The sequence below is a fragment of the Micromonospora sp. II genome (genome assembly GCF_001709195.1).
GTDB lineage: Bacteria > Actinomycetota > Actinomycetes > Mycobacteriales > Micromonosporaceae > Micromonospora > Micromonospora chalcea.
In genome coordinates this window covers 29,496-54,876 of sequence record NZ_LYXF01000067.1, presented here as the reverse complement: position 1 = coordinate 54,876, position 25,381 = coordinate 29,496, and the positions used below count along the sequence as shown (strand labels likewise).

Below are 25,381 nucleotides of genomic sequence, written 5' to 3'. Positions count from 1 at the left end.
TTTCCGGCTCATGTCCCGGGGTTGTCGATCACACCGGCGCCGGGGCCGCCGCGCACCGGTCCGCCAGCGCGCGCAGGGTGGCGCCCAGCGGCGCGTCCAGGCGCAGCGCCGCGTAGGTGTCGCCGCGGGTGACGCCCTGGTTGACGATCGCCACCGGGATGCCGTGGCGGGCCGCGCGCAGCACGAACCGCCGCCCCGACATCACCGTCAACGACGACCCCAGCACCAGCAGCGCCCGGGCCCCCTCCACCAGCGCGAAACAGTCGGCCACCCGCAGCGCGGGCACCGTCTCGCCGAAGAACACCACGTCCGGTTTCAGCATTCCGGTGCCGCACAGCGCGCAGTCGACGGTGCGGAAACCGGTCACCGCCTCGTCCGGCAGGTCCACGTCGCCGTCGGGGTTGACGTGCGCCACCCGCGCGTCGAAACCCGGGTTCGCCTCCGACAGGCGCCGGTGCAGCTCCTCGCGGCCGGTGGCGTTGCCGCAGTCCAGGCACGTCACCTCGTCGAGGCGGCCGTGCAACTCGATCACGCCGGTGGCGCCGGCGGCGGTGTGCAGCCCGTCGACGTTCTGGGTGATGATGCCGCCGAGCAGCCCGGCCGCCTGCAGCCGCGCCACCGCCCGGTGCCCCTCGTTCGGGGCGGCCCGCGCGATCATCTGCCAGCCCAGGTGGCTGCGCGCCCAGTACCGCCGCCGCGCCAGCGGATCCCGGGTGAACTCCTGGTACGTCATCGGGGTGTGCCGGCGGGACGCGCCGCTGGGCCCCCGGTAGTCCGGAATGCCCGACTCGGTGGACAGGCCCGCGCCGCTGAGCACCACCACGTCCCCGGCGGCCACCAGCCGCGCCAACGCCTCGAACGCCTCACTCACCCGTCCATGGTCCCTCGCCGGACCCGCACCTCCCACCCGGACGCCCGGCGGGGCGCGCCCGGCCGGGCTACGTTGATCGCATGCGCGTCGTCATCGCCGGAGGGCACGGAAAAATCGCCAAACTGCTGGAGCGGGAACTGGCCGGACGCGCAGACACCGCGCTCGGGCTCATCCGCAACCCCGACCACGCCGCCGCGCTGCGCGCCGCCGGCGCCGAACCGGTCCTCTGCGACCTGGAACACACCGACGTCGACACCCTCGCCGCCCACCTGGCCGGCGCCGACGCCGTCGTGTTCGCCGCCGGCGCCGGACCGGGCAGCGGCGCCGCCCGCAAGGACACCGTCGACCGCGGCGCCGCAGTGCTGCTCGCCGACGCCGCCGCACAAGCCGGCGTACGCCGCTACCTGCTGGTCTCCTCCATGGGCGTGGACGACGCACCCGCCGACGGCACCGACGACGTGTGGGCGGCGTACCTGCGGGCCAAGAAAGCCGCCGAGGACGACATCACCGGCCGGGACCTCGACGTGACGGTGCTGCGGCCCGGCCGGCTCACCGACGACGAACCCGAAGGCCGCATCACGCTGGCCCGGCACGTCACCGGCGGCGCGATCAGCCGCGCCGACGTCGCCCGGGTCCTGCTGGCCCTGCTCTACGCCCCCGGCACCGCCGGGCACACCCTCGAACTGGTCGGCGGCGACACCCCCATCGCCGAAGCGATCACCGCCGTCACCACCTGAGCCGTACCGCCCGGCCCGCCGCACCGCAGGCCGGGCGGTACGGTCACCGCTGATGCCGGGGCAACGCCGGCTGCGGCGCGCCACCACCAGCCGCCGGCAACTCCCGGGAGATCCGCTCCATCGTGCGCGCCAACTGCTCACTACCGTCGTCGAGATGCCGCGCCGCCGCCTGCATGTGGGAGATCATCATCTCGCCGAAGATCCGCAACGCCTCCCGCGTCGCCACCGAGTCGTCGAAGCTGCCCCCGGCGGCGCTGCGGTACTCCGCCACCGCCCGCTCGGCCTCCTGCTTCGCCTCCTCCGCCGCCGCCCGCATGTAACTCTCGTACTGGGTACGGGCGTACTCGGCCACCCGGCGCGCGTAGTCGTGCGCCTGCGCGATGATCTGCTCGGCCTCCCGCTGCGCCGCCGACAGCAGATTGACCTCCTTCGCCGCCGGCGCCGCCGGCGCCTTCTCCGCGCTCGGGATCACCCCGTGCCGGTGCAGCTCCAGATGGTCGTTGAGCCGCTCGATCTCCGCCCGCAGGTCCCCCACCTGCGCCGCCAGCAGATCCAGCTCGTCGGCCACCTGCAACCGGAACCGGTCCACGTCCGCCGGGTCGTACCCGCGCCGGGTGAACGCCGCCGACCCGAACTCCCACCGACGCACCCGGTCCGCGGTCAGCCGCACCTGCACCGGACCCGACACGTGCTGCGAGTCATAGCTGCTGATCGGGCTCGCGCTCACCGGATCACCTCTGTTCGCGACTGCGGGGCTCGCAACCCCGGCTCACTCCTCGCGCTCACCGGATCACCTCTGTTCCCTCGGCCACCGTCCGCCAGGACGGGCCGTACCAGTGCTTGCCGAAACCCTCGTGGTGCAGCTGGCCCGGCTGGTAACCCGCCGCGGTCAGCGCCGCCACCGAATCACCGACCATCTCGTCGGACCCGCACACATACACGTGCCTCGACCGCCAGTCCCCGTCGGCCAGCACCCGGTCGGCCAGCCGCACCATCTCCCCCGGCCGCTGCGGATCCGATCCGGCCACGTACGACACCCGCAACCACGGATGCGTCGCCGCCAACTTGTCGATCGCCTCACTGTCGTAGAACTCCGTACGCGAACGGGCCCCCACATACAGGTCGACCCGCCGCCCGGAACCCTCCGCCGCCACCTGCTCCACCAGCGCCTTCACCGGCGCCCAGCCGGTCCCGGCGGCCAACAGCAGCAGATCCGACGACCCGGCCTGCCACAACGTCAACCGCTCACCCACCGGCGACGCCAGATGGATCTGATCACCCGCCGCGCACCCGTACACCAGACGCGACGACACCACACCACCCGGCGCGGCCCGCACGTGCAGCTCCACCGTGCCGTCCGAACGCGGCGCGTTCGCCGGCGAGTAGTACCGCCACGACCGCACCGCCGGATGCGACACCCCGATCGACTGCCCCGGCCTGAACGGCAGCAGATACTGCGGGCGCACCGTCAGCACCGCCACGTCGAACGTGCGCTGCTCGTGCGACAGCACCTCCGCCACCCACCACGGCGGCGACTGCGACTCCGCCGCCTGCGCGCCGTCGGTCATCACCTGCGCCACCAGGCCGTACGCCGCGGTCCAGTCGGCCGCCAGCTCGTCGGTCCACGCCTCACCGCAGAAATGCCGCAGCGTCGCCAGCAGCGCCTCACCGACCGCCGGATAGTGCTCCGCGCGCACCGCGAACTTCCGGTGATCCGCGCCCAGGTCCCGCAGGAACCCGACCAGCTGATCCACCTGGTCCACGTGGGACACCACATGCCCCAGGGCCGCCACCAGACGATCCCGCTGCCCGGCCATGTTCGTCGGGAACATCTGCCGGGTCTCCGGATGCGCCAGGAACAGCGTCGAATAGAAGTAGAGCGGCACCTGGTCGCCGTGCGCGGCGACCAGGGACCAGCTCTGCTTCAGCCGTGCCGCGTCCACGCTCAGGCATCCCCCGCCGACACGACCTGATCGCGGACCTGCCCGAGCACGACCTGCACGTCGGCGATCACGTCGGCCGGCACGCCCAGCTCCACCAGCGTCGCCGTCAGGTGCTCACCGACCTTCGCGTAGTGCTCACCCGGAATGTTCAACGGCTGGTGCGCCTCGGCCAGCCCACGGCCGGCGTACTCGTTCGGCCCACCGAGCACCACCGCCAGCATGAGCGCCAGGTGCCGCCGCTGCTCCACCATGTCCACCCCGGTGAAGTAGCCCGCGAGATCCGCATCGGCCAGCACCTTGTCGTAGAACAACTCCACAGCGGCCTTCACCGCCGCCGCGCCGCCGATGCGCTCGTAATGGGAGATCGGGGTGGTCTCGCTCGTCACCGTCATGCTCGGTCCTTCCACCAGGGGTCCGCGGGCAGCGCCGCGTCAGGGGCTCACCGTCCGGCGCGCGAAGTCACACAGCGTTCCACCGTGACGTCGACACGCCGACGATCGGAACGGACGATAGCGCGCCCCCCACCACGCTTCACGCCGCCCCTGTCCCGATCCCGAGAACCGTCAACTACGGACAGTCAACAACAGCCGCGAATACGATGAACACACCGCAGTCAGCCGAGCACCCCCGGTCAACCCACAGCGCGTACCGTCCCTTTCGGACATTGCGCACCGACCAGCCGCGACCTGCGGATACACCGACCGGGCCGCGCCCGACCACCGGACCGGGCCCGCCCGGCCCCCGCACAGCACACCCCGTCACCAAAACACGAATCGCGCCGCACCCTTTTCGGGCGCGGCGCGATCCCGTCAACGAGACGCGACGCAGGTCACCCGGCCCGGCGCCGCGCCCGACGCGCCGCCAGCTCGTCACCCACCGCGTCCGCCTCCGGCTCCGCCGCCGGAGCGGCCGGCTCCTGCCCACCCACCGGCTCCGCCGGCAGATGCGACAACGAACCCTGGATCTCCTTGAACGCCCCACCGATCGCGATGCCGAACACGCCCTGGCCGCCCTGCAACAGGTCGACCACCTCCTCCGGCGACCGGCACTCATACACAGTCGTCCCGTCGGAAATCAACGTGATGCCCGCCAGATCATCCACCCCACGCGACCGCAACGCCTCGATCGCCTTCCGAATGTTCTGCAACGACACCCCGGCGTCCAGCAGCCGCTTCACGACCTTCAACACCACCAGGTCGCGGAACGAGTACAACCTCGACGTCCCCGAACCCGAAGCATCGCGCACACTCGGCACCACAAGCGCCGTACGCGCCCAGTAGTCCAACTGCCGGTAACTGATGCCCACCGCCGAACACGCGGTCACACCCCGGTAGCCGACCTCACCGTCACCGACCGACTCAGGCCCCACACCCGCCTGCTGCTCCGCACCCGGACCAGGATCCCGCGGCTCGTGCATCCGGACCAACCTCCCCGCGTCCGTGGCGGTGCCGCGCCGACTCCCCGTCACGCGCACCCCTCGACACGGCAACCCTATCGCCGCCGCCCGCACTTCACCCGCAGGAGACACCGCGACACGCCGCGCGACCGCCCGGCACCAACGACACACGGCGGCCAGCCATCACCCACAGTGACAACCACCGCCGCGCCGACCCCGGCCACCCGGCCGGGCACACCTCAACCCGCGAAGTCCTCCGGACGCACCTGATCCAGGAACTCCCGGAACTTCTCCACCTCGTCCTCCTGCTCGTCCGGAATCACGATCCCCGCCTCGCCGAGGACCTGCTCCGCACAACGAATCGGAGCGCCGACCCGCAACGCCAACGCGATCGAGTCACTCGGCCGCGCCGACACCCGCACCCCGTCACCCAGCAGCAGATCCGCGTAAAACACGTTGTCCTTCAACTCGGTGATCTCCACCGCCCGCAACGGCGCCTGCAACGCCGCCAGCACATCCCGCAGAAGATCATGCGTCAACGGCCGGGCCGGCTTGACCCCCTGCTGCTCGTAAGCGATCGCCGTCGCCTCGACCGCGCCGATCCAGATCGGCAGATAGCGGTCCCCCTCGACCTCCCGCAGCAGGACGATCGGCTGGTTGCTCGGCAACTCCACCCGAACTCCGACCACGCTCAGCTCGCGCACCGCCGCCTCCGTGTCGTCGTCACCTTGCACCGCGCCCCTCCCTGCACGGTACACGGACCAGGACACAGGAGTCCCACACGCTACGTGCACCACGCCTCGCCGGAGGGGCTTACCCCGGCAAGCCTACGACACGCTCCCCCGACCAGATCTTTCCGCGCCACCCCACGACGAAGGGCCGGGCGTGCACCACACCCGGCCCTCCACCGACAACCTCACCGGCCCAACGTCGACCGCAGCCCCACCCGCACCAACGCCGCGTGCAACCGCTGCGACAACGCCACCAGCTCCCGCGCCGTCTCCGCCGCACGAGCCCGCGCCGCCGGATCACTCTGCCGCGCCAACGGCGCCACAAGCTGCGCGAACAAACCAACCTCACGATCCGCCGCCGACCGGTACGCCCGCAGATGCCGAGGCTCCAACCCGTACGCCGCCAGACCCGCCACCGCACTCGCGATGATCAAAGCATCCGCGTCGTACCACCCCGGCGGATCCGACACCAGCACACCGAGCCGCTCCAACTCCGCAAGCGTCGACTCGTCCACGCCGCTACGCGAGATCAGCCCCGCCCGGTCCAGCCGCACCTCCGACGACTCGACCGAATCCACCGGCTCCCGGCCCGGCACCTCACCACCCGGACCCACAGCCACCAGATTCGGCCGCCCCCGCCCCGGCGACGGACCAGAACCGTCCCACTCGGCCAACTGCTCCCGGATCACCCGCAACGGCAGATACTGATCCCGCTGCGCGGTCAACACGAACCGCAGCCGCGCCACATCGTCCCAGCCGTACTTGCGATAACCCGCCGGCGTCCGCTGCGGCTCCACCAGGCCCTCGGCCTCCAGGAACCGCAACTTCGAGATCGTGACGTCCGGAAACTCCGGCCGCAACTGAGCCAGCACCTCGCCGATACTCATCAGCGCAGGCGCCCGCCCAGCCCCGGACGGCGTCGAAGCCGCAGGCTCGTTCACCCCCGGCCGGCCTCACCCTCCGGGCGCGGACCGGCGATGAACACCACCCGGAACTTACCGATCTGCACCTCGTCACCGTTGCTCAACGTCGCCGCCTCGACCCGCTCACGATTCACGTACGTGCCGTTCAGGCTGCCCACATCCCGCACCGTGAACGTCCCACCGTCCCGGTGGAACTCCGCGTGCCGACGCGACACCGTCACATCGTCCAGGAAGATGTCACTGTCCGGGTGCCGCCCACTCGTCGTCACGTCGTGGTCCAACAGGAACCGGGCGCCCGCGTTCGGACCCCGGCGAACCACCAGCAACGCCATACCCGGCGGCAAAGAACCGGACATCCGGCTCGGCACCACATCGGTGTCCGGCCCCTCCAGCACTTCGTCGAGCGAACCGAGATTGAGCGTCGAAGTGACGTCGAGCGGGGGGAACTCGTCGTCTGGGCGCGTCATGGGACCACCTCACGGATCTGTTCGGTCGGCGTCAGGAAATGGCGGGTCTGGCCGCCGGGCAACACCACACCCGGCGGCTGGCTCCCCGTGCCCGGGAAGGCGCATTCCGCAACGCTCAAACTATTGGTTCTCGGTCGACTGGGCGAGCCTAGCCAGCGCCGAAATGCAGGGCAACCGGACGCGCGGAACCACGCCGCCGCCCGGAACAGCACGAACTCAGCTCTCGGTGAGCTCGCGGTACGCATCAGCGGTCAACAACCCCTCGACCGCCGCCGGATCATCCGGAGTGATCTCCACCAACCACCCCGCACCGTACGGATCCGTGTTGATCACCTCAGGGGTGTCGGCAAGCGCCTCGTTGCGCGCCGCCACCGTGCCGCTCAACGGCGCGTAGATCTCCGACACGCTCTTCGTCGACTCGATCTCGCCCAGCGACTCGCCCGCCGCCACCACCGAACCGGAATCCGGCAGCTGCACGAACACGATGTCACCCAGAGCGTCCTGCGCGAAGTGCGTGATACCGACGCGGACGACACCACCGTCACCACCGACCACCCACTCGTGCTCGGCGGTGTACCGCAGATCCTCAGGAATCACCAACTGCGTCCTTCGTCATCGGTGCACCGGAAAAACCGGCGCGGCCGCGCCCGGTCAGGAAACCGGCCGCGCGTGGTCCAGCTTGATCGGCGCGTGCAGCTGCGAAACCTCCACAACCTCACGATCCTCGGAGGTCACGTTACCGCCGCCGTCCCGCACCGATGCGACCACCCCGCCAGGAATGTTCAACGCCGTACGCATCGTCGCCGGATCCCCGATCACCATGATCGTAAACGGACCCGTCAACCGCCGCCCGTCCACCACCAGAACACCATCGGCCCCGTCCACGAAATACGTCGACGCGATGATCCGCACCGCCGAACCATCAGCGCCCTGGATCTGCATCGCCTCCGCGCCCGCACCCCGCAGCTCCTGCACCGCGTCCAGGATCCGCGTCGACGACACCGCCTTCGCCGGCCCCGAGAACCGCACCTCCAGCCCCGGACCCACCGCCGGCAACGTACCCGCCAGGATGCCCAGCTCGTCCGCCCGCCGCGTCGCCTCCTCCAGCGCCGCCTGCCGGCCCTGCTCACCCGAGCGCAACTGCCGCTGACTCTCCTCCAGGGCGTCGATGTCCTGACGCAGCCGCCGCTCCCGCGAATCCAGATCCGACGAGATCCGCACCAGATCCTCCTCCCGCGTCGCCGCGAGCGTCGGATCCGTCGACGTCGTCTTCAACTGCACCACGAGCGTGAAACCCAGCAACGCCAGCAGCACCGCGATCATCAGACCCGCCGAGGAGAACCGCCGCGACCGCGACGGCCGCGCCACCGCACCCGGCTCCGGCTCGGACTCCGGCACCGCCTCCCGCTCCGCCGGCTCCGACGACTCATCCGGCGCCGGCTCCACCGGCGCCAACGGGCTCAACTCGTCCGGATCGGGCGCGTCCGGGCGCGGATCCGGCTCACCCGCCGGACCCGACGGCCGCTCCGGCTCCACCGGACGCGGCCACCCCGTCCCCGTCTCCCTGTGTTCCTCACTCATCGCCACAAACCTACGCCCGGAACAGGTGCCGACGGATCGCCGCCACATTTCCGAAGATGCGCACCCCGAGCACGACCACCACACCCGTGGACAACTGACCACCCACGCCCAACTGGTCACCCAGGTACACGATCAGCCCCGCCACCAGCACGTTCGAGATGAACGACACCACGAACTGCTTGTCGTCGAAGATCCGGTCCAGCTTCGCCCGCACCCCACCGAACACCGCGTCCAACGCGGCCACCACCGCGATCGGCAGATACGGCTGCAACGCCGCCGGCACCGTGGGGTCCAGATACACCCCGAGCACCACACCGGCGAGCAACGCCAGCACCGCGATCATCGGCCACCTCCCGAGGGGCTGGAAGAACCACCCGGGCCGGACGACCCGGGACTCGACGAACCGGCGGCCCCCGAACCCGACGGACGCGGACTCGGACTGACCGAAGGCTCGGCGTAGCGTAGCCGCGGCTGCGGCGCCGCCGGCAAGGTGAGGTCGTCGACCCGCTTCACCCCGAACGACAGCCCCGTCGTCCGCGCCACCTCACGCATGAGCGCCGCCGCCCGGCTCTCGTTGAACCGGTCCCGCATCGACCGCGGCCCGATCGCCTGCACCTCGTACGGGCCCGTCACCGGCCGGTAGTCCACCAGGATCGCCTCCCCCGCCGACCGGATCGTCGACGTCGCGGTCAACCGCTGGCCGTTCACCGCCACCGCCTCGGCGCCCGCCGCCCACAACGCGTTGGCCACCTTCTGCAGATCCGAGTACAGCACCCGGGACGGGCCCGCGTCCCCGCTGGTCACGCCGTCCTGGTCCGCCGTCGCGTCGGCCAGCCGCACCACCACGCCGTCACCGCGCACCCGAGCCAGACCGGTGCCCGCCTCCAGCGTGCGCAACCGGGACGCCTGCGAACCGCTCAGCGCCGCGTCCCGCTGCCGGCCGACCTCCTCGCGCAACTGCTCGGCCCGCTCGGTCAACCGGTCGGTCGCCGCCTCACGCCCCTTGATCTCGGCGATCAGCCCCGCCCGCGCCGTCGCCCGGCTCGGCTCCTCCGCCATCGTCTCCCGGTACGCCACCGCGAACAGGAACCCGATCACCGCCAGGACGAGCAGGCTCACCGGACGGCCCAGCACCTGCCGCACCCGCGACATGCCACCCGCCGCCCGGCGCGCCGCCGCGTCCCCGTACCCCGGGTCCAGCGGATTGCGGAACAGCTCGGTCAGGAAGTCCGGCGCGTACACCCGGCTCGACGGGTCGCGCTCCTTCTCCGCGTCGCCGGACGCCGGCCCGGTCACGCCGCCACCTCCGCGCGCCGCGCCCGCATCTGCCGTACGAGACGGCTCGCCTGCACCACGTACATCGCGCCGGCCACCCAGTAGAGGACCAGACCCCACCAGCCCAGGCCCCAGCCGATCGCGCCGGCCGCGGTGCCGATGTCCGGCACGGCGTCGGCCAGCAGCAGGATCGGGAACGCCGCCAGCAGCAGGAAGGTGGCGGTCTTGCCCACGTAGTGCACCGGCGGCGGGCCGTAGCCGTAGCGGCGCAGCACCCCGAGAGAGACCAGCAGCAGCAACTCGCGGGCCAGCAGCGCCCCGGTGAACTGCCAGGGCACCACCTCCCGCGCGGTGAAGGCCAGCAGCGTGGCCAGGATGTAGAGCCGGTCGGCCAGCGGGTCGAGCAGTTCGCCGAGTCGGCTCACCTGCCCCAGCCGGCGGGCGATCCAGCCGTCCACCCAGTCGCTGGTGCCGCCCACGGCGAGCACCACGATGGCCGCGACGTCGGCGCGGACCACGAGGAACAGGTAGAGGAAGATCGGCACGCCGACGAGCCGGACGAAGCTGATCAGGTTGGGCAGCGTGAGGACGCGGTCTCCCACGACCGTGGCGTCCCCGGAATCCGGGTGCTCCGCTGGAGCCGGCCGACGCGACACCGAACCCTCCCTTCGCAGCACGGTCCGGCAGCCGGACGAGCGGCCGCTGGAGGGACGTGCGCGTTGCCGGCCGGTCAGACGCCGGCGCCCTCTGTGATCCCGGGCTGGGACCTCCCCCGACGCGGCCGGTGATCACCGGCCGCTCAGTTGCGCTGCCACTATATCGGGCTCCCCCGCTCCGGCCGGTGGCCGCGCTGCGCCGTTGCTCAGTGTTGTGAGGGTGGGGACCGTCACAACCGCTATGGCATCCTAGGACACTAGCTGACCATCACGGCCGTTGGTCAGGATCAGCGCCGGGGTGGGACTCAGGCGGTGCGGGCGGTGGAGTCGGAGCCCGCCTGCGGCGCGACCGCCGCGGCGGCCTGACTGAACGCCACGAGCGCCAGCAGCAGCTCGTGCTGCGCACGGTTGGGCATCCGGTCGAGCACCGCCTGGACCGCACGGTGCCGGCGCTGCTGCAGGTCGCGCAGCAACGTGTCCGCCGCCGCGGTCGGGATCAGCCGCACCTCTCGCCTGTCACGCGGGTCGGCCACCCGGCGCAGCAGGCCGACGGCCTCCAGGCGGTCACAGAGCCGGCTCGCCGACGACGGGACCACGTCCAGCAGCTCGGCCAGCCGGTTCACGTTGGTGTCCGGATGGGACACGATCAGCGACAGCACCCGCAGCTGCGTCGGCGAGACGCTGACGGTGTGCCGTGAGGTCGCGGAGTCGAGCACACCGATGAGCGCCTCGGCAGCCGACTCGATGGCCGCGGCAAGATTCGGAGGTCGCTCCACCCGCTGTCCCCTGCGATCGTCCCGCTCGTGTTCGCTCCGCCGCCCCGATCACTGCCCCGTGACGTCGTCGGACCGGCCGGAACCGCGCCAGTCCAGGCAGACGACGACCGCGTCGTCACGGAGATCCGCGTCGGCGTGGTACGCATGCAGTTCGCGCATCACCGTACCAACTGCCTCGGTCGCCGGCTGCAGCCGAGTAGCCCGCATCGCGCGCGCCATGGCCCGGACGCCGTACGGCTCCTGCCCGTCGGGCTCCGCCGCGTACACCCCGTCGCTGACCACGAAGAGACGATCGCCCGGCTCCAGAGTGAACTCCTGCACGTCGTACCGGGTCTCGGCGAACATGCCCAACGGCAGTTGCTGCTCCAACGCGATCGGGGTGACCCGCCTCCCCCGCAGCCGCAGCAGTTGCGGGGAACCGGCGTCCACCGCCCGCACCACGCCCCGGCGGCTGTCCAGCTCCAGCAGCAGCGTGGCCACGTGCCGGCCGCCCCGGTGCTGGTAGTAGATGGTGTCCGAGGCCAGCTCCGCCTGCTCGACCAGGCTGCCGCCGGAACGCCGGGCGTTGCGCATGGCGTTCACCGTCATCGCCGTGAGCAGCGACGCGGCCAGCCCGCTGCCGGTGCCGTTGAGCACGGTGAGGGTGAGCCGCTCACAGTCCACCGACCAGTCGAAGTGGTCACCGCCCACCGTGTACGCCGGTTCGAGCTGCCCGGCCAGCAACGCGTCGCCGTGGCGCACGCTGCGCCCCGGCAACAGGTCCCACTGCATCTCCGCAGCCATGCTCAGCCGTTCCCGCCGCCGGGCGCGGCGGTACCTGTCGGTCTCCCGGTCGGCCGCGCGGATGGCCACGGCCAGCTCGCCGGCGGCGTCCCGCGCCGCCTCCACTGTGGCCGCGTCCGGGTCACCGGGCAGCTCGACCATCAGGACGCCGAGCCGCTCCCCCCACACCGACAGCGGCAGGTAGGCCCGGCAGCGGCCGTCGTCGATGATGTCCAGGACCGGCTCCTGGCTGCTGAAGCAGCGTTGCGCCACGGTGTGTGCCGGCAACGGGCCACCGTCGGGCACGTCCGGGTCGAGCACCGGCCAGAGGCCGCTGGCGCGGTAGTCGGCGACGAACACCTCCGCCCGCGCGGCCCCGAGCGTCTGGCGCAGCACCGCGTCCGCGGTCTCCACCAGCTGGTCGGGTGGCGCCGTGCGCAGGGCACGTGACACCGATCCGGACGCCTCCGGCATGCTCATCCTCCGATGACGACTATTGCTACAGAGCAAACATCATACGAAGGACCCCCGACCGCCGAACGGCCCGCCTCGACCGGCGCGGCTCAGTCCGCCGGCCGCAGCGCCAACGCGCCGTAGAACGCGTCCGGCACCGGCTCCGGCTCACCCTCGGGCCGCCACCGGGCCACCGGCACGACGCCCTCGTCGGTGGGACGCCAGCGGCCCAGCAGCGGCGCGAACCGCTCGGGCGCGCGCATCCGGAACGCCGGGCCCATCATGGCCAGCGCCTGCGGATGCCCGGCCAGCTCCTCGCTGTCGAAGTCGATCGCCAGCCGGCTGCCCGGCGCGACCGCCCGGTACAACTCGTCCAGCGTACGGGCGAGCGTGTCGTCGTCCAGGAACGCGGCCAGCCCGAGGAACACCACTCCGACCGGCCGTCTCCCCCACCCCGGCACGAAACGGTGCAGCTGCGCCCGGTCGACGGTGCCGATGTCGGTGGCGTCGCCGTAGCCGTAACCGGCGCGGTCACTGCCGGCGAGCAGGCGCTGGCCGAGCCGGACCGTCTCCGGGTCGACGTCGGTGTAGAGGACCGTCGCCTCCGGTGCGACCTCGTGCACGTTTCCGCAGGTGGGCACGCCCGCACCGAAGACCAGGAAGCTGTCCACGCCGTCGCCGGCCATGGCGCGAACGGTCCGGCCCAGGAAACCGCGCAGCGAGCGGAAGATCGCCGCGCAGGGCCCGTACGCCGCCTCGAACGCGGCGGCCGCGGCGACGTCGACCGGACGGTGGTGCCGGCCGCCGAGCCAGTAGTCGATCATGCGGGCGGTGCTCGGTCCGTCCGGCTGATCCATCGACGGGCCTCCCTCCCTGGGCGCTGTCCGCCAGCGTACCGACCGGGCGACCGGCGCGGTATCGCCCCGGGCCGGTCCCGCCGGCCGCGATACTGGCCGCGGGAGCGCCGGCCACGAGGAGGTACCTGGTGAACTCCGCTGACGGTGCGGCCGTGGTGGTCGGGGTGGACGGCTCCGAGCCGGCGACCCGGGCCGTGCTCCTGGCCGCCCGGGAGGCCGCCCGCCGCAACCGGCCGCTGCGGGTGGTCCACGGATTCATCTGGCCGCTGCTGGGCGTACCGGTGGCCGCTCCGGCCGGGGCGCCGCCGCACGCCGGCCTGCGTCACCAGGCCGAGCAACTGGTCGCCGACGCGGTCAACGCGGCCCAGGCGCAGGAGCGCGGGCTGCGCATCACCGGCGAGATCATCGACGGGGAGGCGGCCGCCGTGCTGATCGGCGAGTCCCCCACCGCCGCGCTGATGGTGCTCGGCGACCGAGGTCTCGGCGGGTTCGCCTCGCTGGTGATCGGCTCGGTCGCGCTGCAGGTCACCGCGTACGCCGACTGCCCGGTGCTGGTGGCCCGGGGCGCCGCCCGCGACACCGGCCCGGTGGTGGCCGGGGTGGACGGCTCCGCGCTGTCCCGCGCCGCCGTCGAGTTCGCCGCCGAAACGGCGTCCCACCGCGGCGCCCCGCTGCGTGTGCTGCACGCCCATCCGGGCGGCCGGTCGGCGCAGGCCGACGAGCAGGAGCGGGTCCTGGCCGAGTCGGTCGCCGGCGTCGCCGAGCGCTGGCCGGACGTGCCGATCAACCGGGAGGCGGTGCGGGCCCGCCCGGTCACGGCGCTGACCGAGGCGTCCCGGGACGCCCAACTGGTCGTGGTGGGCCGGCAAGGCCGCGGCGAGCTCAGCGGCTTGCTGCTCGGCTCGGTGAGCCAGGGGATCCTGCACCGCGCCGCGTGCCCGGTCGCTGTCGTCCGCGCCCCGGCCTGAGCGCACGGTTGGCCCCGGCCCGGGCGGGTAGACGGGTTCGTCAGCCGACGGCGACCCGAGGAGGCAGTGATGGCAGGACCCCGTCCGGGCAGCAACGCGTACGACAAGCAACGGGCACGGCTGCGCGACCTCGTCGAGCAGTCCGGGCGCGCCACCGACAAGGAGGCCAACCAGGTCGCCAACCGGATCCTGCAGGACGACCGTGGGCAACGCGGCGTGGTCCGGGGCGAACGGACCTACGGCCCCAAGGGCAACCGGGAACCGGGTGACCCGAAGTGAGAGCGGCATCCGCCGTCGACGGCGCCATCGCGGGCGCCGTCGGCAGCGCCGTGCTCAACGCGGTCTCCTACCTCGACATGGCGCTGCGGGCGCGGCCGGCGAGCAGCACCCCGGAGTCGGTGGCCGGACGGCTGGCCGACGTCACGCACGTCGACCTGGGCCCCGGCGACGAGGCGGCGAACCGCCGTTCCGGTCTGGGGCCACTGCTCGGGTACGCCACAGGCATCGCCGCGGGGGCCGCGTTCGGTCTGCTCGCCGGACAACGGCGGATCCCGTTGCCGCTGGCCACGGTGCTGCTCGGCGGTGGGGTGATGGCCACCTCGGACGGCTCGATGACGGTGCTGGGCGTGACCGACCCGCGTACCTGGCGGCGCGCCGACTGGGTCTCCGACCTGATCCCGCACCTGGCGTACGGGCTGTCGGCCGCAGCCACCTGGCGGCGGCTGCGGCCGGCGTCGGCTCGCGGTTAGCTCTCGTCGTCGGCAACCGGCTCACCGGCCGGACCGTACGGCGACACCTGACCCTTCGGAACGGGCCGTCCCGCGTCGGCGTTCGACGTGCCCCGGCTCCGCGAACGGCCGCCCGCCTGGGTGGCCGTCTTGCGGCTGTCCTGGCTGGTGGCGCCGAGATCGTTCCGGCGCAGTTCCTCCTGCTGCGGCTTGACCACGGCTCTCTCCTTCCCGGTGGGGCGCACGGCCGTCGGCCGCGCACCAGACAGGCGTACCCGTCGCCGCCCGGCGCATTCCGGATCGGCGCGGGGGTCTGGCCGGGGCCGGGACGGGTAAGCCGGATGGATGCCAGACGATCGCAACGTCGCGCGCGCCCTGCTGGACCGGCAGTCCCGCACGTACGCGGAGGAGGCGGGGATCACCCTCGCCGACCGGCCCGGCCCGCTCTACCAGCTGCTGGTGCTCACCACGCTGCTGAGCACCCGGATCCGGGCGTCGGTGGCGGTGGCCGCCGCCCGGGAGCTGTTCGCCGCCGGTTACCGCACCCCGCAGACGATGGAGGCGGCGAGCTGGCAGGACCGGGTCGACGCGCTGGGCCGGGGCCACTACCGGCGCTACGACGAGCGGACCGCGACCATGCTCGGCACCGGCGCCCGGCTCTGCCTGGACCGCTGGCACGGCGACCTGCGCCGGCTGCACCAGGAAGCCGGCGCCGACCGGGCCGCGCTGCGCCGGTTTCTCACCGAGTTCCCCGGCATCGGCCCCACCGGGGCGGACATCTTCCTGCGCGAGGCGCAGTCGGTGTGGCCGGACGTGCGCCCGTACGCCGACCGGCGCACGCTGGCCGGGGCGAAGCGGCTGGGCCTGCCGGCGAGCCCCGGCGACCTGGTCGGGCTGGTCGGCGAGGCCGACTTCGGACGGCTGGCGTCGGCGCTGGTGCGGGTGGCGCTGGGCGAGGAGTCGGCCGGCGAGGTGAGCCGCAGCGCCGCCACGGCGCGCTGAGAGCGCTACTTGGCCGGTCCGGGCTTGGTCAGGTTCCAGGCCAGCAGCGAGGCGAGCAGCGCGAGCAGCACCACACCGCCGGAGACGCCGCCCTCGCCGCCGCTGTCGCGGCTTCCCGAGAAGCCGAAGTAGATCACGGCCAGTCCGGCCAGCACGGTGATGAACGTACGCAGTCCCCTGTCCTTCACGCCCGCACCGTACGACCGGCGGCGCCGCCCGGGGCGGGGATCGGGCGGCCGTCCCCCGTCCGGGTGTCAGTCCGTCTCCAGGTCGTCCAGGGAGATCGCGTGGGTCATCAGCCAGCGGGCCAGCGCGGCCATCCCGAACAGCCACAGCGGCGCCGACTCGGTGGGGCCGTTCGTGGCGTAGATGGCGAACCTCAGGTCCGGTGCGCGGTACGCCTCGATCCGCCACTTGTGGTTCTTGTCCCGCCAGACCGCGGAAGGGTCCATGGCGTCACGGTAGGTGACCGGAGCGGGCGGGCGACGCCTGTTGCGTCAGCCCGGCGGGCGGAGCACCTCGCGGGCGTCGTCGGGCAGCCGCCGGGTGGCGCCGCGCCGGTCCAGCAGCTCCAGCAGCGGCACCGCCACCCGGCGGGTGGTGCCGAGCGCCTGCCGGGCGGCGCTGAGCGTGAACGGCTGCGGCAGCCCGGCCAGCACGCGCACCGCGTCGTCCGGGGCGCCGGGGAGCAGCACCACGTTCTCGGCGAGCTTCAGCAGCGCGCCGGCCCGGACGGCGGCGCCGATCTCGCGGGGGCCGAGCCCGAGGTCGGCCAGGTGGTGCGCCTCGGGCGCCTGGAACGGTCGGTCGCCGTACTTGGCCCGGACCCGGTCCACCGCCCGCGCCACCGGATCGGGCAGCGTGTGCTGCCCGGCGGCGGTGACCAGGCCGTCGCGCAGCCGCAGCGGCGGGCGCAGCAGCGCCGTCACCAGGGCGCGCTCGGGCAGGTCGAGCCGGTGCCGCAGCACGTCGACCGGTACGCCCGCGGCGAGCGGATGCTCGGCGGTGTACCGGGTCACCTCCTCGGTGAGGCGGCGGCCCAGGTCCCGCCAGTACTCCGGGTCGGCCAGCCACTGCCCGGCCACCGGCGTCGCGGTCGGCGGCACGCCCATCCGGGTCAGGTCCCCGGCCCGGATCAGCAGCCGCCGGCGCAGCTCCCCGGCCAGGTCCGGGCGCCCGTCCAGCCCGGCGAGCACGGCCGCGCGGGCCGCTGCCGCGCCCCGGCGGCGCAGCGGCGGCGGGTCCACGTCCAGCACCGTGACGCCACCGCAGACGTGGTGCCGGCCGGGGTCACGCAGCAGCGCCCGGTCCCCGATGAGCAGCGGCAGCGGCCGGGCCAGGCGCAGCCGGACCGTGTCCGGGCCCAGCGGCCGGACCCGGGCAGGCACCGCCGCCGAGCCGGCGTGCAGCATGAGCGTGGCCGGCAGGTCGGCGGCCGGGTCGCCGGACAGGCGCACGTCGAGCAGGTCGGTACGCCCGAACCGGCCGGGTGTGAGCAGCGCGTCGCCGCGCCCGACGCGGTCCCGGGGCAGGCCGCGCAGGTTCACCGCGACCCGGGCCACCGCCTCGACGGCGGTGTGCGCGGCACCGAGGGAGTGCAGTCCGCGTACCCGCACCGCCTCGCTTGTGCCGGCCAGCTCCAGTTCGTCGCCGACGCGCAGCCGGCCGCCGCCGAGCGTGCCGGTGACCACGGTGCCGCTGCCGCGTACCGTGAACGCGCGGTCCACCCAGAGCCGCACCGGCGCGTCAGCGGCCGGGTCGGGCAGCCGGGCGGTCAGGCGGTCCAGGGCGGCGCGCAGCTCGGGCAGTCCGGCGCCGGTGACCGCGGAGACCGGCACCGCCTCCACCTCGCCCAGCGACGTCGCGGCGATCTCCGTGCGGGCCCGCGCCGTCGCCGGCCCTGGGTCGGCGAGGTCCGCGCGGGTCACCGCGAGCAGCCCGTACGACACACCCAGCGCGTCCAGCGCGGCCAGGTGCTCGGCGGACTGCGGCATCCAGCCCTCGTCGGCGGCCACCACGATCAGCGCGGCCGGGACCGGGCCGACACCGGCGAGCATGTTCGGCACGAACCGCTCGTGCCCCGGTACGTCGACGAAGGCGACGGTGCCGCCGGAGGGCAGCGTGGTCCAGGCGAAGCCGAGGTCGATGGTCATGCCCCGGCGGCGTTCCTCCGCCCACCGGTCCGGTTCCATCCCGGTCAGCGCCCGCACCAGCGTCGACTTGCCGTGGTCGACGTGCCCGGCGGTGGCCACCACCCACATGCCGGTCAGTCCTCCACGCTCAGCACGGCCACGCGGACCCGGTCGTCGGCGCCCTCCGGCACGGCGCGCAGGTCCAGCAGGAGCCGGCCCTGCAGCACCCGTCCGAGGACCGCCGGGTCGCCGGCGCGCAGCGGCTCGGCGTACCGCTCGGGCAGGCTCAGCGCCCACGAGTCCAGCTCCACGCCGGGCGCCCCGCCGCCGCCGACGACTGCCGCGCTGGGCACCACCTCGGCCTTGCAGCCGTCCGCACCGAGCCGGTCACGCAGCCGCTCCACCCGCTCCCGCAGCCGGACCGGGTCGGCGTGCAGCGCGTCGCGGGTGGGCGTGGTCGGGGCGTACAGGGTGGCGGCGAGCGCGGCGAGGGTGAGCTTGTCGACGCGCAGCGCCCGCGCGAGCGGGTGCCGGCGCAGCCGGTGCACCAGGTCGGCGTCGCCGAGCAGCAGACCGGCCTGCGGGCCGCCGAGCAGCTTGTCGCCGCTGGCGGTGACCAGGTGCGCGCCCGCGCGCAGCGTGGTGGCGGCGTCCGGCTCGTCGGGCAGCAGCGGGTCGGGCACGAGCAGGCCCGACCCGATGTCGACCACCACCGGTACGCCGAGCGTGGCCAGCTCGGCGACCGGCACCGCCGAGGTGAAGCCGGTGACCACGAAGTTCGACGGGTGCACCTTCAGCACGAACCCGGTGTGCTCGCCGATCGCGGCTTCGTAGTCGGCGCGCGTGGTGCGGTTGGTGGTGCCCACCTCGCGCAGCCGCGCGCCGGTGCTGGCCAGCAGGTCGGGCAGGCGGAACCCGTCGCCGATCTCGACCAGCTCACCGCGGCTGACCACGATCTCCCGGCCGGCGGCGAGCGCGGTCGCGGCCAGCGCCAGCGCGGCGGCGCCGTTGTTCACCACGTGCACCGCCCCGGCGTCGGGCACCGCGGCGGCGAGCGCGTCCAGCGCCTCCCGGCCGCGCCGCGCCCGCCGTCCGGTACGCAGGTCCAGCTCCACGTCGGTGTGCCCGGCGGCGGCCACGAGCGCGTCCACGGCGGACGGGGCGAGCGGGGCACGGCCCAGGTTGGTGTGCAGCACGACGCCGGTGGCGTTGAGCACGGCGCGTGGCGTACGGCCGGGCAGGTCGGCGAGCGCCGCGTCGCGTACCTGATCGGGGGTCAGCTCGCCGCGGCGGGCGCGGTCCTGCGCGCTGACGATCGCGGCCTTGACCCGGTCGCGGCCCAGCGTCACGGCGGCGGCGGCCAGCGCGGGATCGGCGAGCAGCGCGTCGGTGCGCGGCACCCGCCGTCGCGGGTCGACCTCACGCATCGCGCACTCCCGGGAACGGTTTGGCGGAGACGGACGGGAATCGAACCCGCCTGGCCCGGGTCCCGGACCACACCGGTTTTGAAGACCGGGAGGGGCACCAGCCGCCTGAACGCCTCCACGCAGCAGTCAACCACAGCGGACGGGAGGCCGCCCGGGGAGGTGTCAGACCTGGTCGGCGGCCCGCCGGTCGGCGCGTTCGCGCTGCGGCACCACCGTGTACCGCGGATCGCGTGCCGAGGCGACGCCGCCGTGGAAGATCCCGAACCGGGTGCACACCGACGCGGCGATCAGCGCGCCGCCGGACAGCGCGGACAGCACCCGGCTGCGGCGACCGACCAGCGCGCCGACCACACCGGCGGCGGTCAGCGCGCGGCCCGCGCGCAGCAGCTTGCCGGGTGTGCCCTGCGTGTAGGGCTCGCTGAGCAGCCCGAGCCGGTTCTCCACCCGGTGCGAACCCCACAGCTCCATCGCCGCGCCCGCGACCGCGAGGCGCCGCGCCGGACCGGCCTGGGCGCAGGGCGCGGCCACCAGCCCGACACCGGCGCCGCTGGCCAGCGCGCTGCCCGCGAAGATGGCCGGCAGTTCCGGGTACGCCTCGTGCCACGACGGCACCGCCGTGTCCGCCAGCAGCACCCCGGTGTACGTGGCCAGCGCGGGCGCGGTGACGGCGGCGACCACACCGGCGGTGTGCCCGGCCGGGGGCAGCAGCCGGCGGCCGAGCCCCAGCACGCCGCGCTCGGGCAGCAGCGGCGCCGCCTCGGCGATCGCGGCGAGCCCGGCGGCCGGGCCGAACACGCTGAGGATCCAGGTGCCCACCGACATCGGCGAGGTCACCTTCGCCACCCGCAGCATGTGGTGGAACCGGGACGGCCGGCCCAGGTCGTTGACCAGGAAGTACGTGCTCGCGCCCACCGCCGCCAGGGCGGTGACCCGGCCGGCGCGGCGCAGCGCCGGGCGGCCGGTGAGCTGCCCGCCCGCGGCCAGCAGCGACGAGCCGGCGGCGAGACCGCCGGTGAACAGGTACGCGGCGATGTCCCACCGCCACACCGGCGGCTTGAGGACGGGCCGGCCGTAGTAGGAGGTGAACTCGGCCGGCGGGACGTTGAGCTGCTCACCACCACCCTTGCCGCGCCGGCGCGGGGCCGCGTCGCGGGGCGGGTGCGGGGCCAGCCGCGCGTCGCGGGAACCCGCGTCGGTGCGTCCCACGCCGGGACCGGCCGCGGTGGCCCGGCTGCCGTTCTCCCGCTCGGTGGCGCCGCGGTCCTCCGGTCCCGTGGACAGGCGCTCGCGGAAGCGGCGGAACAGGTCACCGACCGGGCGGTCCGGGCTCACGACGATCCTCCGACGAACGCGGCGACGGCAGCCGCCGCCATGGCCAACGCGGCGAACCCGGCCCGCTTCCACATCTTCGGCAGGTCCCGGGTGGTGACCACCGGGTCCGGCGGCAGCCCGTACACCTCCGGCTCGTCGAGCAGCAGGAAGAACGCGCCGTCGCCGCCCACGCCGTCGGTCGGGTCGTGGCCGTACAGGCGCGCCTCCGGCACGCCCCGCTCGTGCAGCGCGGCGACCCGCGTGGCGGCCCGTTCCCGCAGCTCGTCGAGCGGGCCGTACTGGATCGACTCGGTCGGGCACGCCTGCGCGCAGGCGGGCGTCATGCCCGCGCCGATCCGGTCGTAGCACAGCGTGCACTTCCACGCCCGGCCGTCGCCCTTGCGCTGGTCGATCACGCCGTACGGGCAGGCGGAGATGCAGTAGCCGCAGCCGTTGCAGATGTCCTCCTGCACCACCACCGTGCCGAACTCGGTGCGGAACAGCGACCCGGTCGGGCACACGTCCAGGCAGGCCGCGTGCGTGCAGTGCTTGCACACGTCGGACATCATCAGCCAGCGGAAGTCGGTGCGGGTCTCCGCGCCGCTGTCCCGCCCGGGCGGCTGCGCGCCGGGCATGCCGAGGAACTCCGGACCGGCCGCCATCCGTGCCGCCGCCTCCGGCCGCCCCGGCGGCAGACCGGGATTCGTGCCGGTGTCGGGGGCCGTGCCCGCGCCGACCGCCGCGGACGCGGGGCTGGTCGCCGGGCCGGTCGGGTCACCGGCGAACGCCGGCGTACGGTGCCCGGCCGGGCGGGGCTGCTCGATGAACGCCACGTGCCGCCACGAGTTCGCGGTCAGCGCGCCGGTGTTGTCGTACGACATGCCGAGCAGGTCGAACCCGGAGTCCGGGACGCCGTTCCACTCCTTGCAGGCCACCTCGCACGCCTTGCAGCCGATGCAGACGCTGGTGTCGGTGAAGAAGCCCATCCGGGGCGGCGCTTCGACCCAGCCCGCGTCGGGGGCCGGGTCCAGCGGACCGTACAGGCTGTTGGCGTCAGGCATGCGGCTCCCCGTCCTGGTGCGCGGCGGGCGACTGCTCGTCGGTGCTGCCGGCGGCGTCGTCCCCGCCGGCCGCGTCGGTGGTCACCAGCGGGATCTTCCGGTCCGGCGTCATCCCGGCCCGCCGCTGGTAGTCGCCGACCAGGTCCAGCAGCGGCGGACCGGTGGGACGACGGCCGGGCCGGATGTCGCAGGTGCCGACCTTGCTCTCCTGGATGAGCACGTTCGGGTCCAGCGTGATGCCGAACAGGTCGTTCGCCGAGTCGCCGGTGACCAGACCCTCGGTGCCGAAGTGGTACGGCAGCCACACCTGGTGGATGATCCGCCCGTCCACCCGCAGCGGAGTGAGCCGATCGGTGACCAGCACCCGCGCCTCGATCACCGCGCGGCCGCTGATCAGGTGCGCCCAGCCCAGGTGCGCCAGCCCGACCTCGTCGGCCAGTTCCGGGGACACCTCGACGAACATCTCCGGCTGCAGCTCGGCCAGGCGCGGCACGGTACGGCTCATCCCACCGGCGGTGTGGTGCTCGGTGAGGCGGCTGACCGTGAACACGTACGGGAAGACCTGGCTGTGCGGCTCCGGCGGACTCGGGTTCATCCGGTTGATCGGGTGCTCGTAGATCTTGCGGGTCGGGTTGGCCTGCTGACCGTAGAGCGGGTTGCGCATCGGCGACTCGGCCGGCTCGTAGTGCGTCGGCAGCGGGCCGTCCAGGACGCCGCTCGGCGCGTACAGCCACGCCTTGCCGTCGCCCTGCATGACGAACGGGTCGTCACCGGCGAGCGCGGCCGGCCCGGAGGCGCCCTCCGGCGGCCGGTACGACGGCGGCTTCGTCTTCTCGAAGTCCGGCACGTCGTAGCCGGTCCACTCGCCGGCATTCGGGTCCCACCAGACGTACTTCTTGCGCTCGCTCCACGGCCGGCCCTCGGGGTCGGCGGAGGCGCGGTTGTAGAGCGTGCGGCGGTTCGCCGGCCACGCCCAGCCCCACTCGGCGGCCACCCAGTCCTGCTCGTGGCGGGACCGGCGGCGGGCCGCCTGGTTCACCCCGTCGGCGTAGACGCCGGAGTAGATCCAGCAGCCGATCGCCGTCGAGCCGTCGTCCCGGGCCTCGCCGAACGCGTTCAGCGGGCGGCCGGTCGCCACCTCGTACCCGTTGATCTCCTTGAGCACCGCCTCGGCGCTCGGCTCCGCGTGCGGACCGTGCGTGGGGTAGTCCCAGGCCAGGTCCAGCAGCGCCCGGTCGCGGCGCTCGGTGGAGCCGGCCAGCTTCTCCCGCAGCACGCGGCCGAGGTGGTAGAAGAACCACAGCTCGGAGCGGGCGTCGCCCGGCGGGTCGACGGCCTTCTCCCGCCACTGCAGCAGCCGCTGCGTCTGGGTGAACGTGCCCTCCTTCTCCACGTGCGAGGCCGCCGGCAGGAAGAACACCTCGGTACGGCACTCCTCCGGGACGATCTCACCGGTGGCGACCTCCGGGCCGTTCTTCCAGAACGTGGCGCTCTCGATCATGAACAGGTCGCGGACCACGAGCCAGTCGAGGTTGGCCATGCCGAGGCGCTGGGCGCGGCCGTGCGCCGAGCCGACCGCCGGGTTCTGGCCGAGCAGGAAATAGCCCTTCACCTTGCCGTCGATCATGTTCAGGACCTGCTGGTACGTGCCGTGGTCGCCGGTCATCCGGGGCATGTAGCCGTAGCAGAAGTCGTTCTCCGGCGTCGCCGCGTCACCCCAGTACGCCTTGAGCAGGCTCGCCGCGAACGCCCGCGAGTTGCCCCAGAAGCCCTTCTGGCCCGGGTGCCGGATGCTGTCCACCCACCTGTCGAACGTCGGGTGGTCGGCGTGGTGCGGCATCGGCAGGTAGCCGGGCAGCAGGTTGAACAGCGTCGGGATGTCGGTGGAGCCCTGGATGCTGGCGTGACCGCGCAGCGCCAGGATGCCACCGCCCGGACGGCCCATGTTGCCCAGCAGCGTCTGGATGATCGAGCCGGTGCGGATGTACTGCACGCCCACGCTGTGCTGCGTCCAGCCGACCGAGTAGACGAGCGCGCCGGTGCGCTCCCGCCCCGAGTTCTCCGTCCAGGCACGCGCCAGCTCGAGGAACTTCTCCTCCGGGATGCCGCACACGCGGGCCACCATCTCCGGCGTGTAGCGGGAGAAGTGCCGCTTCAGGATCTGGTAGACGCAGCGCGGATGCTGCAACGTCTCGTCCCGCGGGGCCTGCGCCGGCACCGGCTCGCCGTGCGACTCGTGCTCCAGCCCGGAAGCCGAGTCACGCTCCTTGCCGGTACCCCGGATCTTGGCGTTGTCCTCCTGGCCCTCGTACTGCCAGCTGGCGTGGTCGTAGGAGCCGGTGTCCGGGTTGTAGCCGGAGAACAGGCCGTCCAGGTCCTCGGTGTCGGCGAACCGCTCGCTGACGATGTTGGCCGCGTTGGTGTACGCCAGCACGTACTCCCGGAAGTCCAGCTCGTTCTCCAGGATGTAGCGCACCACGCCGCCGAGCAGCGCGATGTCCGTGCCCGCCCGGATCGGCAGGTACGTGTCGGCGAGCGCGCTGGTGCGCGTGAACCGCGGGTCGACGTGGAAGACCTTCGCGCCGCGCTTCTTCGCCTCCATCACCCACTGGAAACCCACCGGGTGGGCCTCGGCCATGTTCGAGCCCTGGATGATGATGACGTCAGCGTTGGCGAGATCCTGCTGGAAGTCCGTGGCGCCGCCGCGACCGAAGCTGGTCCCCAGACCGGGGACGGTGGCGGAGTGTCAAATACGGGCCTGGTTCTCGATCTGGAGTGCCCCCATCGCGGTGAACAGCTTCTTGATGAGGTAGTTCTCCTCGTTGTCCAGCGTCGCGCCGCCGAGGCTGGAGATGCCGAGCGTCCGGTTCAGCGGACGGCCTTCGTCGTCGACGTCCTCCCAGGTCTCCGCGCGGGCGGCGAGGATCCGGTCGGCGATCATGTCGAGCGCGACGTCGAGGTCCAGGTCTTCCCACTCGGTCGCGTACGGCCGGCGGTAGCGGACCTTCGTCTGGCGCAGCGGGCTGGTCACCAGGCTCTTGCTGGCCGAGCCCTTCGGGCAGAGCCGGCCGCGCGAGATCGGGCTGTCCGGGTCGCCCTCGATCTGGGTGACCTTGCCGTCGGAGTGGAAGACGCGCTGCCCGCAGCCGACCGCGCAGTACGGGCAGACCGAGCGGGCCATGCCGTCGGCGGTCTCGGTGCGGGCGGTCAGCGCGGCGGAGCGCGCCGACTGGGCGGCGGCGCCGCGACCGAGCGGATCGGTGCCGGTGAGTTGCCGGTAGACCGGCCACCCCTGGATGAAGGTCTTCAGACCCACCCGGGCAC

At 73.4% G+C, this 25,381-nt stretch carries 29 protein-coding genes and 1 tRNA gene; 5 read left to right on the top strand and 25 right to left on the bottom strand.

What is annotated here, in order from left to right; all coding sequences use genetic code 11:
- Window positions 1-28: 28 nt before the first annotated feature.
- Window positions 29-871, bottom strand: coding sequence for an NAD-dependent protein deacetylase (locus A8711_RS26135; protein WP_069089635.1), 843 nt, complete (start codon window positions 869-871; stop codon window positions 29-31).
- 80 nt (window positions 872-951) lie between these two features.
- On the opposite strand from A8711_RS26135, the gene A8711_RS26130 reads away from it, so the two are divergent.
- Window positions 952-1,608: an NAD(P)H-binding protein gene (locus tag A8711_RS26130; protein WP_069089634.1), complete on the top strand. Its 657-nt coding sequence runs from the start codon at window positions 952-954 to the stop codon at window positions 1,606-1,608.
- A gap of 43 nt (window positions 1,609-1,651) precedes the next feature.
- On the opposite strand, the gene A8711_RS26125 is transcribed toward A8711_RS26130, so the two are convergent.
- From A8711_RS26125 to A8711_RS26055, 15 genes are all read right to left on the bottom strand, one after another.
- Window positions 1,652-2,335 (bottom strand): DivIVA domain-containing protein, encoded by a 684-nt coding sequence (locus A8711_RS26125; RefSeq protein ID WP_069089633.1) that lies wholly within the window; start codon window positions 2,333-2,335, stop codon window positions 1,652-1,654.
- 55 nt (window positions 2,336-2,390) lie between these two features.
- Complete coding sequence (locus tag A8711_RS26120) at window positions 2,391-3,551, bottom strand: globin domain-containing protein (protein WP_064445942.1); 1,161 nt, start codon at window positions 3,549-3,551, stop codon at window positions 2,391-2,393.
- 2 nt (window positions 3,552-3,553) lie between these two features.
- A complete protein-coding gene (locus A8711_RS26115) occupies window positions 3,554-3,943 on the bottom strand; it encodes a group 1 truncated hemoglobin (RefSeq protein WP_069089632.1) in 390 nt (129 codons plus the stop codon).
- A 437-nt stretch (window positions 3,944-4,380) separates the two neighbouring features.
- Entirely contained in the window at window positions 4,381-4,968 is a 588-nt protein-coding gene (locus A8711_RS26110; RefSeq protein WP_069089854.1) for a MerR family transcriptional regulator, read from the bottom strand.
- 218 nt (window positions 4,969-5,186) lie between these two features.
- Complete coding sequence (locus A8711_RS26105; RefSeq protein WP_043330120.1) at window positions 5,187-5,651, bottom strand: bifunctional nuclease family protein; 465 nt, start codon at window positions 5,649-5,651, stop codon at window positions 5,187-5,189.
- Window positions 5,652-5,863: 212 nt separating this feature from the next.
- A complete protein-coding gene (locus A8711_RS26100; RefSeq protein WP_176722889.1) occupies window positions 5,864-6,565 on the bottom strand; it encodes a MerR family transcriptional regulator in 702 nt (233 codons plus the stop codon).
- A gap of 50 nt (window positions 6,566-6,615) precedes the next feature.
- A complete protein-coding gene (locus A8711_RS26095; RefSeq protein ID WP_030503922.1) occupies window positions 6,616-7,068 on the bottom strand; it encodes an FHA domain-containing protein in 453 nt (150 codons plus the stop codon).
- Between the two features lie 216 nt (window positions 7,069-7,284).
- The gene (gene gcvH, locus A8711_RS26090) at window positions 7,285-7,665 is read right to left on the bottom strand and encodes a glycine cleavage system protein GcvH (protein WP_043330119.1); all 381 of its coding nucleotides are present in this window, start codon (window positions 7,663-7,665) and stop codon (window positions 7,285-7,287) included.
- Window positions 7,666-7,719: 54 nt separating this feature from the next.
- Window positions 7,720-8,649, bottom strand: coding sequence for a DUF881 domain-containing protein (locus tag A8711_RS26085; RefSeq protein ID WP_043323991.1), 930 nt, complete (start codon window positions 8,647-8,649; stop codon window positions 7,720-7,722).
- Window positions 8,650-8,659: 10 nt separating this feature from the next.
- Complete coding sequence (locus A8711_RS26080; RefSeq protein WP_007071104.1) at window positions 8,660-8,992, bottom strand: small basic family protein; 333 nt, start codon at window positions 8,990-8,992, stop codon at window positions 8,660-8,662.
- Window positions 8,989-9,945, bottom strand: a complete 957-nt coding sequence (locus A8711_RS26075) for a DUF881 domain-containing protein (RefSeq protein WP_043323986.1) — start codon at window positions 9,943-9,945, stop codon at window positions 8,989-8,991. The genes A8711_RS26080 and A8711_RS26075 overlap by 4 nt, the downstream gene beginning before the upstream one ends.
- Window positions 9,942-10,580, bottom strand: coding sequence for a CDP-alcohol phosphatidyltransferase family protein (locus A8711_RS26070; RefSeq protein WP_043323984.1), 639 nt, complete (start codon window positions 10,578-10,580; stop codon window positions 9,942-9,944). The genes A8711_RS26075 and A8711_RS26070 overlap by 4 nt, the downstream gene beginning before the upstream one ends.
- A gap of 305 nt (window positions 10,581-10,885) precedes the next feature.
- A complete protein-coding gene (locus tag A8711_RS26065; RefSeq protein ID WP_043323983.1) occupies window positions 10,886-11,356 on the bottom strand; it encodes a MarR family transcriptional regulator in 471 nt (156 codons plus the stop codon).
- A gap of 48 nt (window positions 11,357-11,404) precedes the next feature.
- Window positions 11,405-12,592 carry a PP2C family protein-serine/threonine phosphatase gene (locus A8711_RS26060; RefSeq protein ID WP_043323981.1) on the bottom strand — a complete coding sequence of 396 codons (1,188 nt, stop codon included), beginning with the start codon at window positions 12,590-12,592 and terminating at the stop codon, window positions 11,405-11,407.
- 89 nt (window positions 12,593-12,681) lie between these two features.
- The gene (locus A8711_RS26055; protein ID WP_069089631.1) at window positions 12,682-13,428 is read right to left on the bottom strand and encodes an SAM-dependent methyltransferase; all 747 of its coding nucleotides are present in this window, start codon (window positions 13,426-13,428) and stop codon (window positions 12,682-12,684) included.
- A gap of 128 nt (window positions 13,429-13,556) precedes the next feature.
- Here A8711_RS26055 and A8711_RS26050 point away from each other — a divergent pair, with 128 nt between their 5' ends.
- From A8711_RS26050 to A8711_RS26040, 3 genes are all read left to right on the top strand, one after another.
- The gene (locus tag A8711_RS26050) at window positions 13,557-14,396 is read left to right on the top strand and encodes a universal stress protein (RefSeq protein ID WP_069089630.1); all 840 of its coding nucleotides are present in this window, start codon (window positions 13,557-13,559) and stop codon (window positions 14,394-14,396) included.
- A 69-nt stretch (window positions 14,397-14,465) separates the two neighbouring features.
- The gene (locus A8711_RS26045) at window positions 14,466-14,675 is read left to right on the top strand and encodes a hypothetical protein (RefSeq protein WP_030503913.1); all 210 of its coding nucleotides are present in this window, start codon (window positions 14,466-14,468) and stop codon (window positions 14,673-14,675) included.
- Complete coding sequence (locus tag A8711_RS26040; protein WP_043323975.1) at window positions 14,672-15,145, top strand: hypothetical protein; 474 nt, start codon at window positions 14,672-14,674, stop codon at window positions 15,143-15,145. The genes A8711_RS26045 and A8711_RS26040 overlap by 4 nt, the downstream gene beginning before the upstream one ends.
- Here A8711_RS26040 and A8711_RS26035 read toward each other — a convergent pair.
- Window positions 15,142-15,342, bottom strand: a complete 201-nt coding sequence (locus A8711_RS26035) for a hypothetical protein (RefSeq protein ID WP_043323973.1) — start codon at window positions 15,340-15,342, stop codon at window positions 15,142-15,144. The genes A8711_RS26040 and A8711_RS26035 overlap by 4 nt on opposite strands.
- Window positions 15,343-15,469: 127 nt before the next feature.
- Between A8711_RS26035 and A8711_RS26030 the strand changes: the two genes are divergently transcribed.
- Complete coding sequence (locus A8711_RS26030) at window positions 15,470-16,126, top strand: hypothetical protein (protein ID WP_043323971.1); 657 nt, start codon at window positions 15,470-15,472, stop codon at window positions 16,124-16,126.
- A gap of 5 nt (window positions 16,127-16,131) precedes the next feature.
- On the opposite strand, the gene A8711_RS26025 is transcribed toward A8711_RS26030, so the two are convergent.
- The 8 genes from A8711_RS26025 to fdh form a co-directional block, all read right to left on the bottom strand.
- Window positions 16,132-16,314: a hypothetical protein gene (locus A8711_RS26025; protein ID WP_064445937.1), complete on the bottom strand. Its 183-nt coding sequence runs from the start codon at window positions 16,312-16,314 to the stop codon at window positions 16,132-16,134.
- A gap of 66 nt (window positions 16,315-16,380) precedes the next feature.
- Entirely contained in the window at window positions 16,381-16,578 is a 198-nt protein-coding gene (locus A8711_RS26020) for a hypothetical protein (protein WP_030503909.1), read from the bottom strand.
- A 45-nt stretch (window positions 16,579-16,623) separates the two neighbouring features.
- Window positions 16,624-18,387 (bottom strand): selenocysteine-specific translation elongation factor, encoded by a 1,764-nt coding sequence (gene selB / locus A8711_RS26015; protein WP_069089629.1) that lies wholly within the window; start codon window positions 18,385-18,387, stop codon window positions 16,624-16,626.
- Window positions 18,388-18,392: 5 nt separating this feature from the next.
- Window positions 18,393-19,685: an L-seryl-tRNA(Sec) selenium transferase gene (selA, locus tag A8711_RS26010; protein WP_064445935.1), complete on the bottom strand. Its 1,293-nt coding sequence runs from the start codon at window positions 19,683-19,685 to the stop codon at window positions 18,393-18,395.
- A gap of 21 nt (window positions 19,686-19,706) precedes the next feature.
- Window positions 19,707-19,802 (bottom strand) — tRNA-Sec (locus A8711_RS32525).
- A 45-nt stretch (window positions 19,803-19,847) separates the two neighbouring features.
- A complete protein-coding gene (nrfD, locus tag A8711_RS26005) occupies window positions 19,848-21,017 on the bottom strand; it encodes an NrfD/PsrC family molybdoenzyme membrane anchor subunit (RefSeq protein ID WP_069089628.1) in 1,170 nt (389 codons plus the stop codon).
- Window positions 21,014-22,057 (bottom strand): 4Fe-4S dicluster domain-containing protein, encoded by a 1,044-nt coding sequence (locus A8711_RS26000; protein WP_069089627.1) that lies wholly within the window; start codon window positions 22,055-22,057, stop codon window positions 21,014-21,016. Before A8711_RS26000 ends, nrfD begins: the two co-directional genes overlap by 4 nt.
- On the bottom strand, window positions 22,050-25,373 hold the full coding sequence (gene fdh / locus A8711_RS25995) for a formate dehydrogenase (RefSeq protein ID WP_148097547.1): 3,324 nt from the start codon (window positions 25,371-25,373) through the stop codon (window positions 22,050-22,052). The genes A8711_RS26000 and fdh overlap by 8 nt, the downstream gene beginning before the upstream one ends.
- Between the last annotated feature and the right edge of the window lie 8 nt (window positions 25,374-25,381).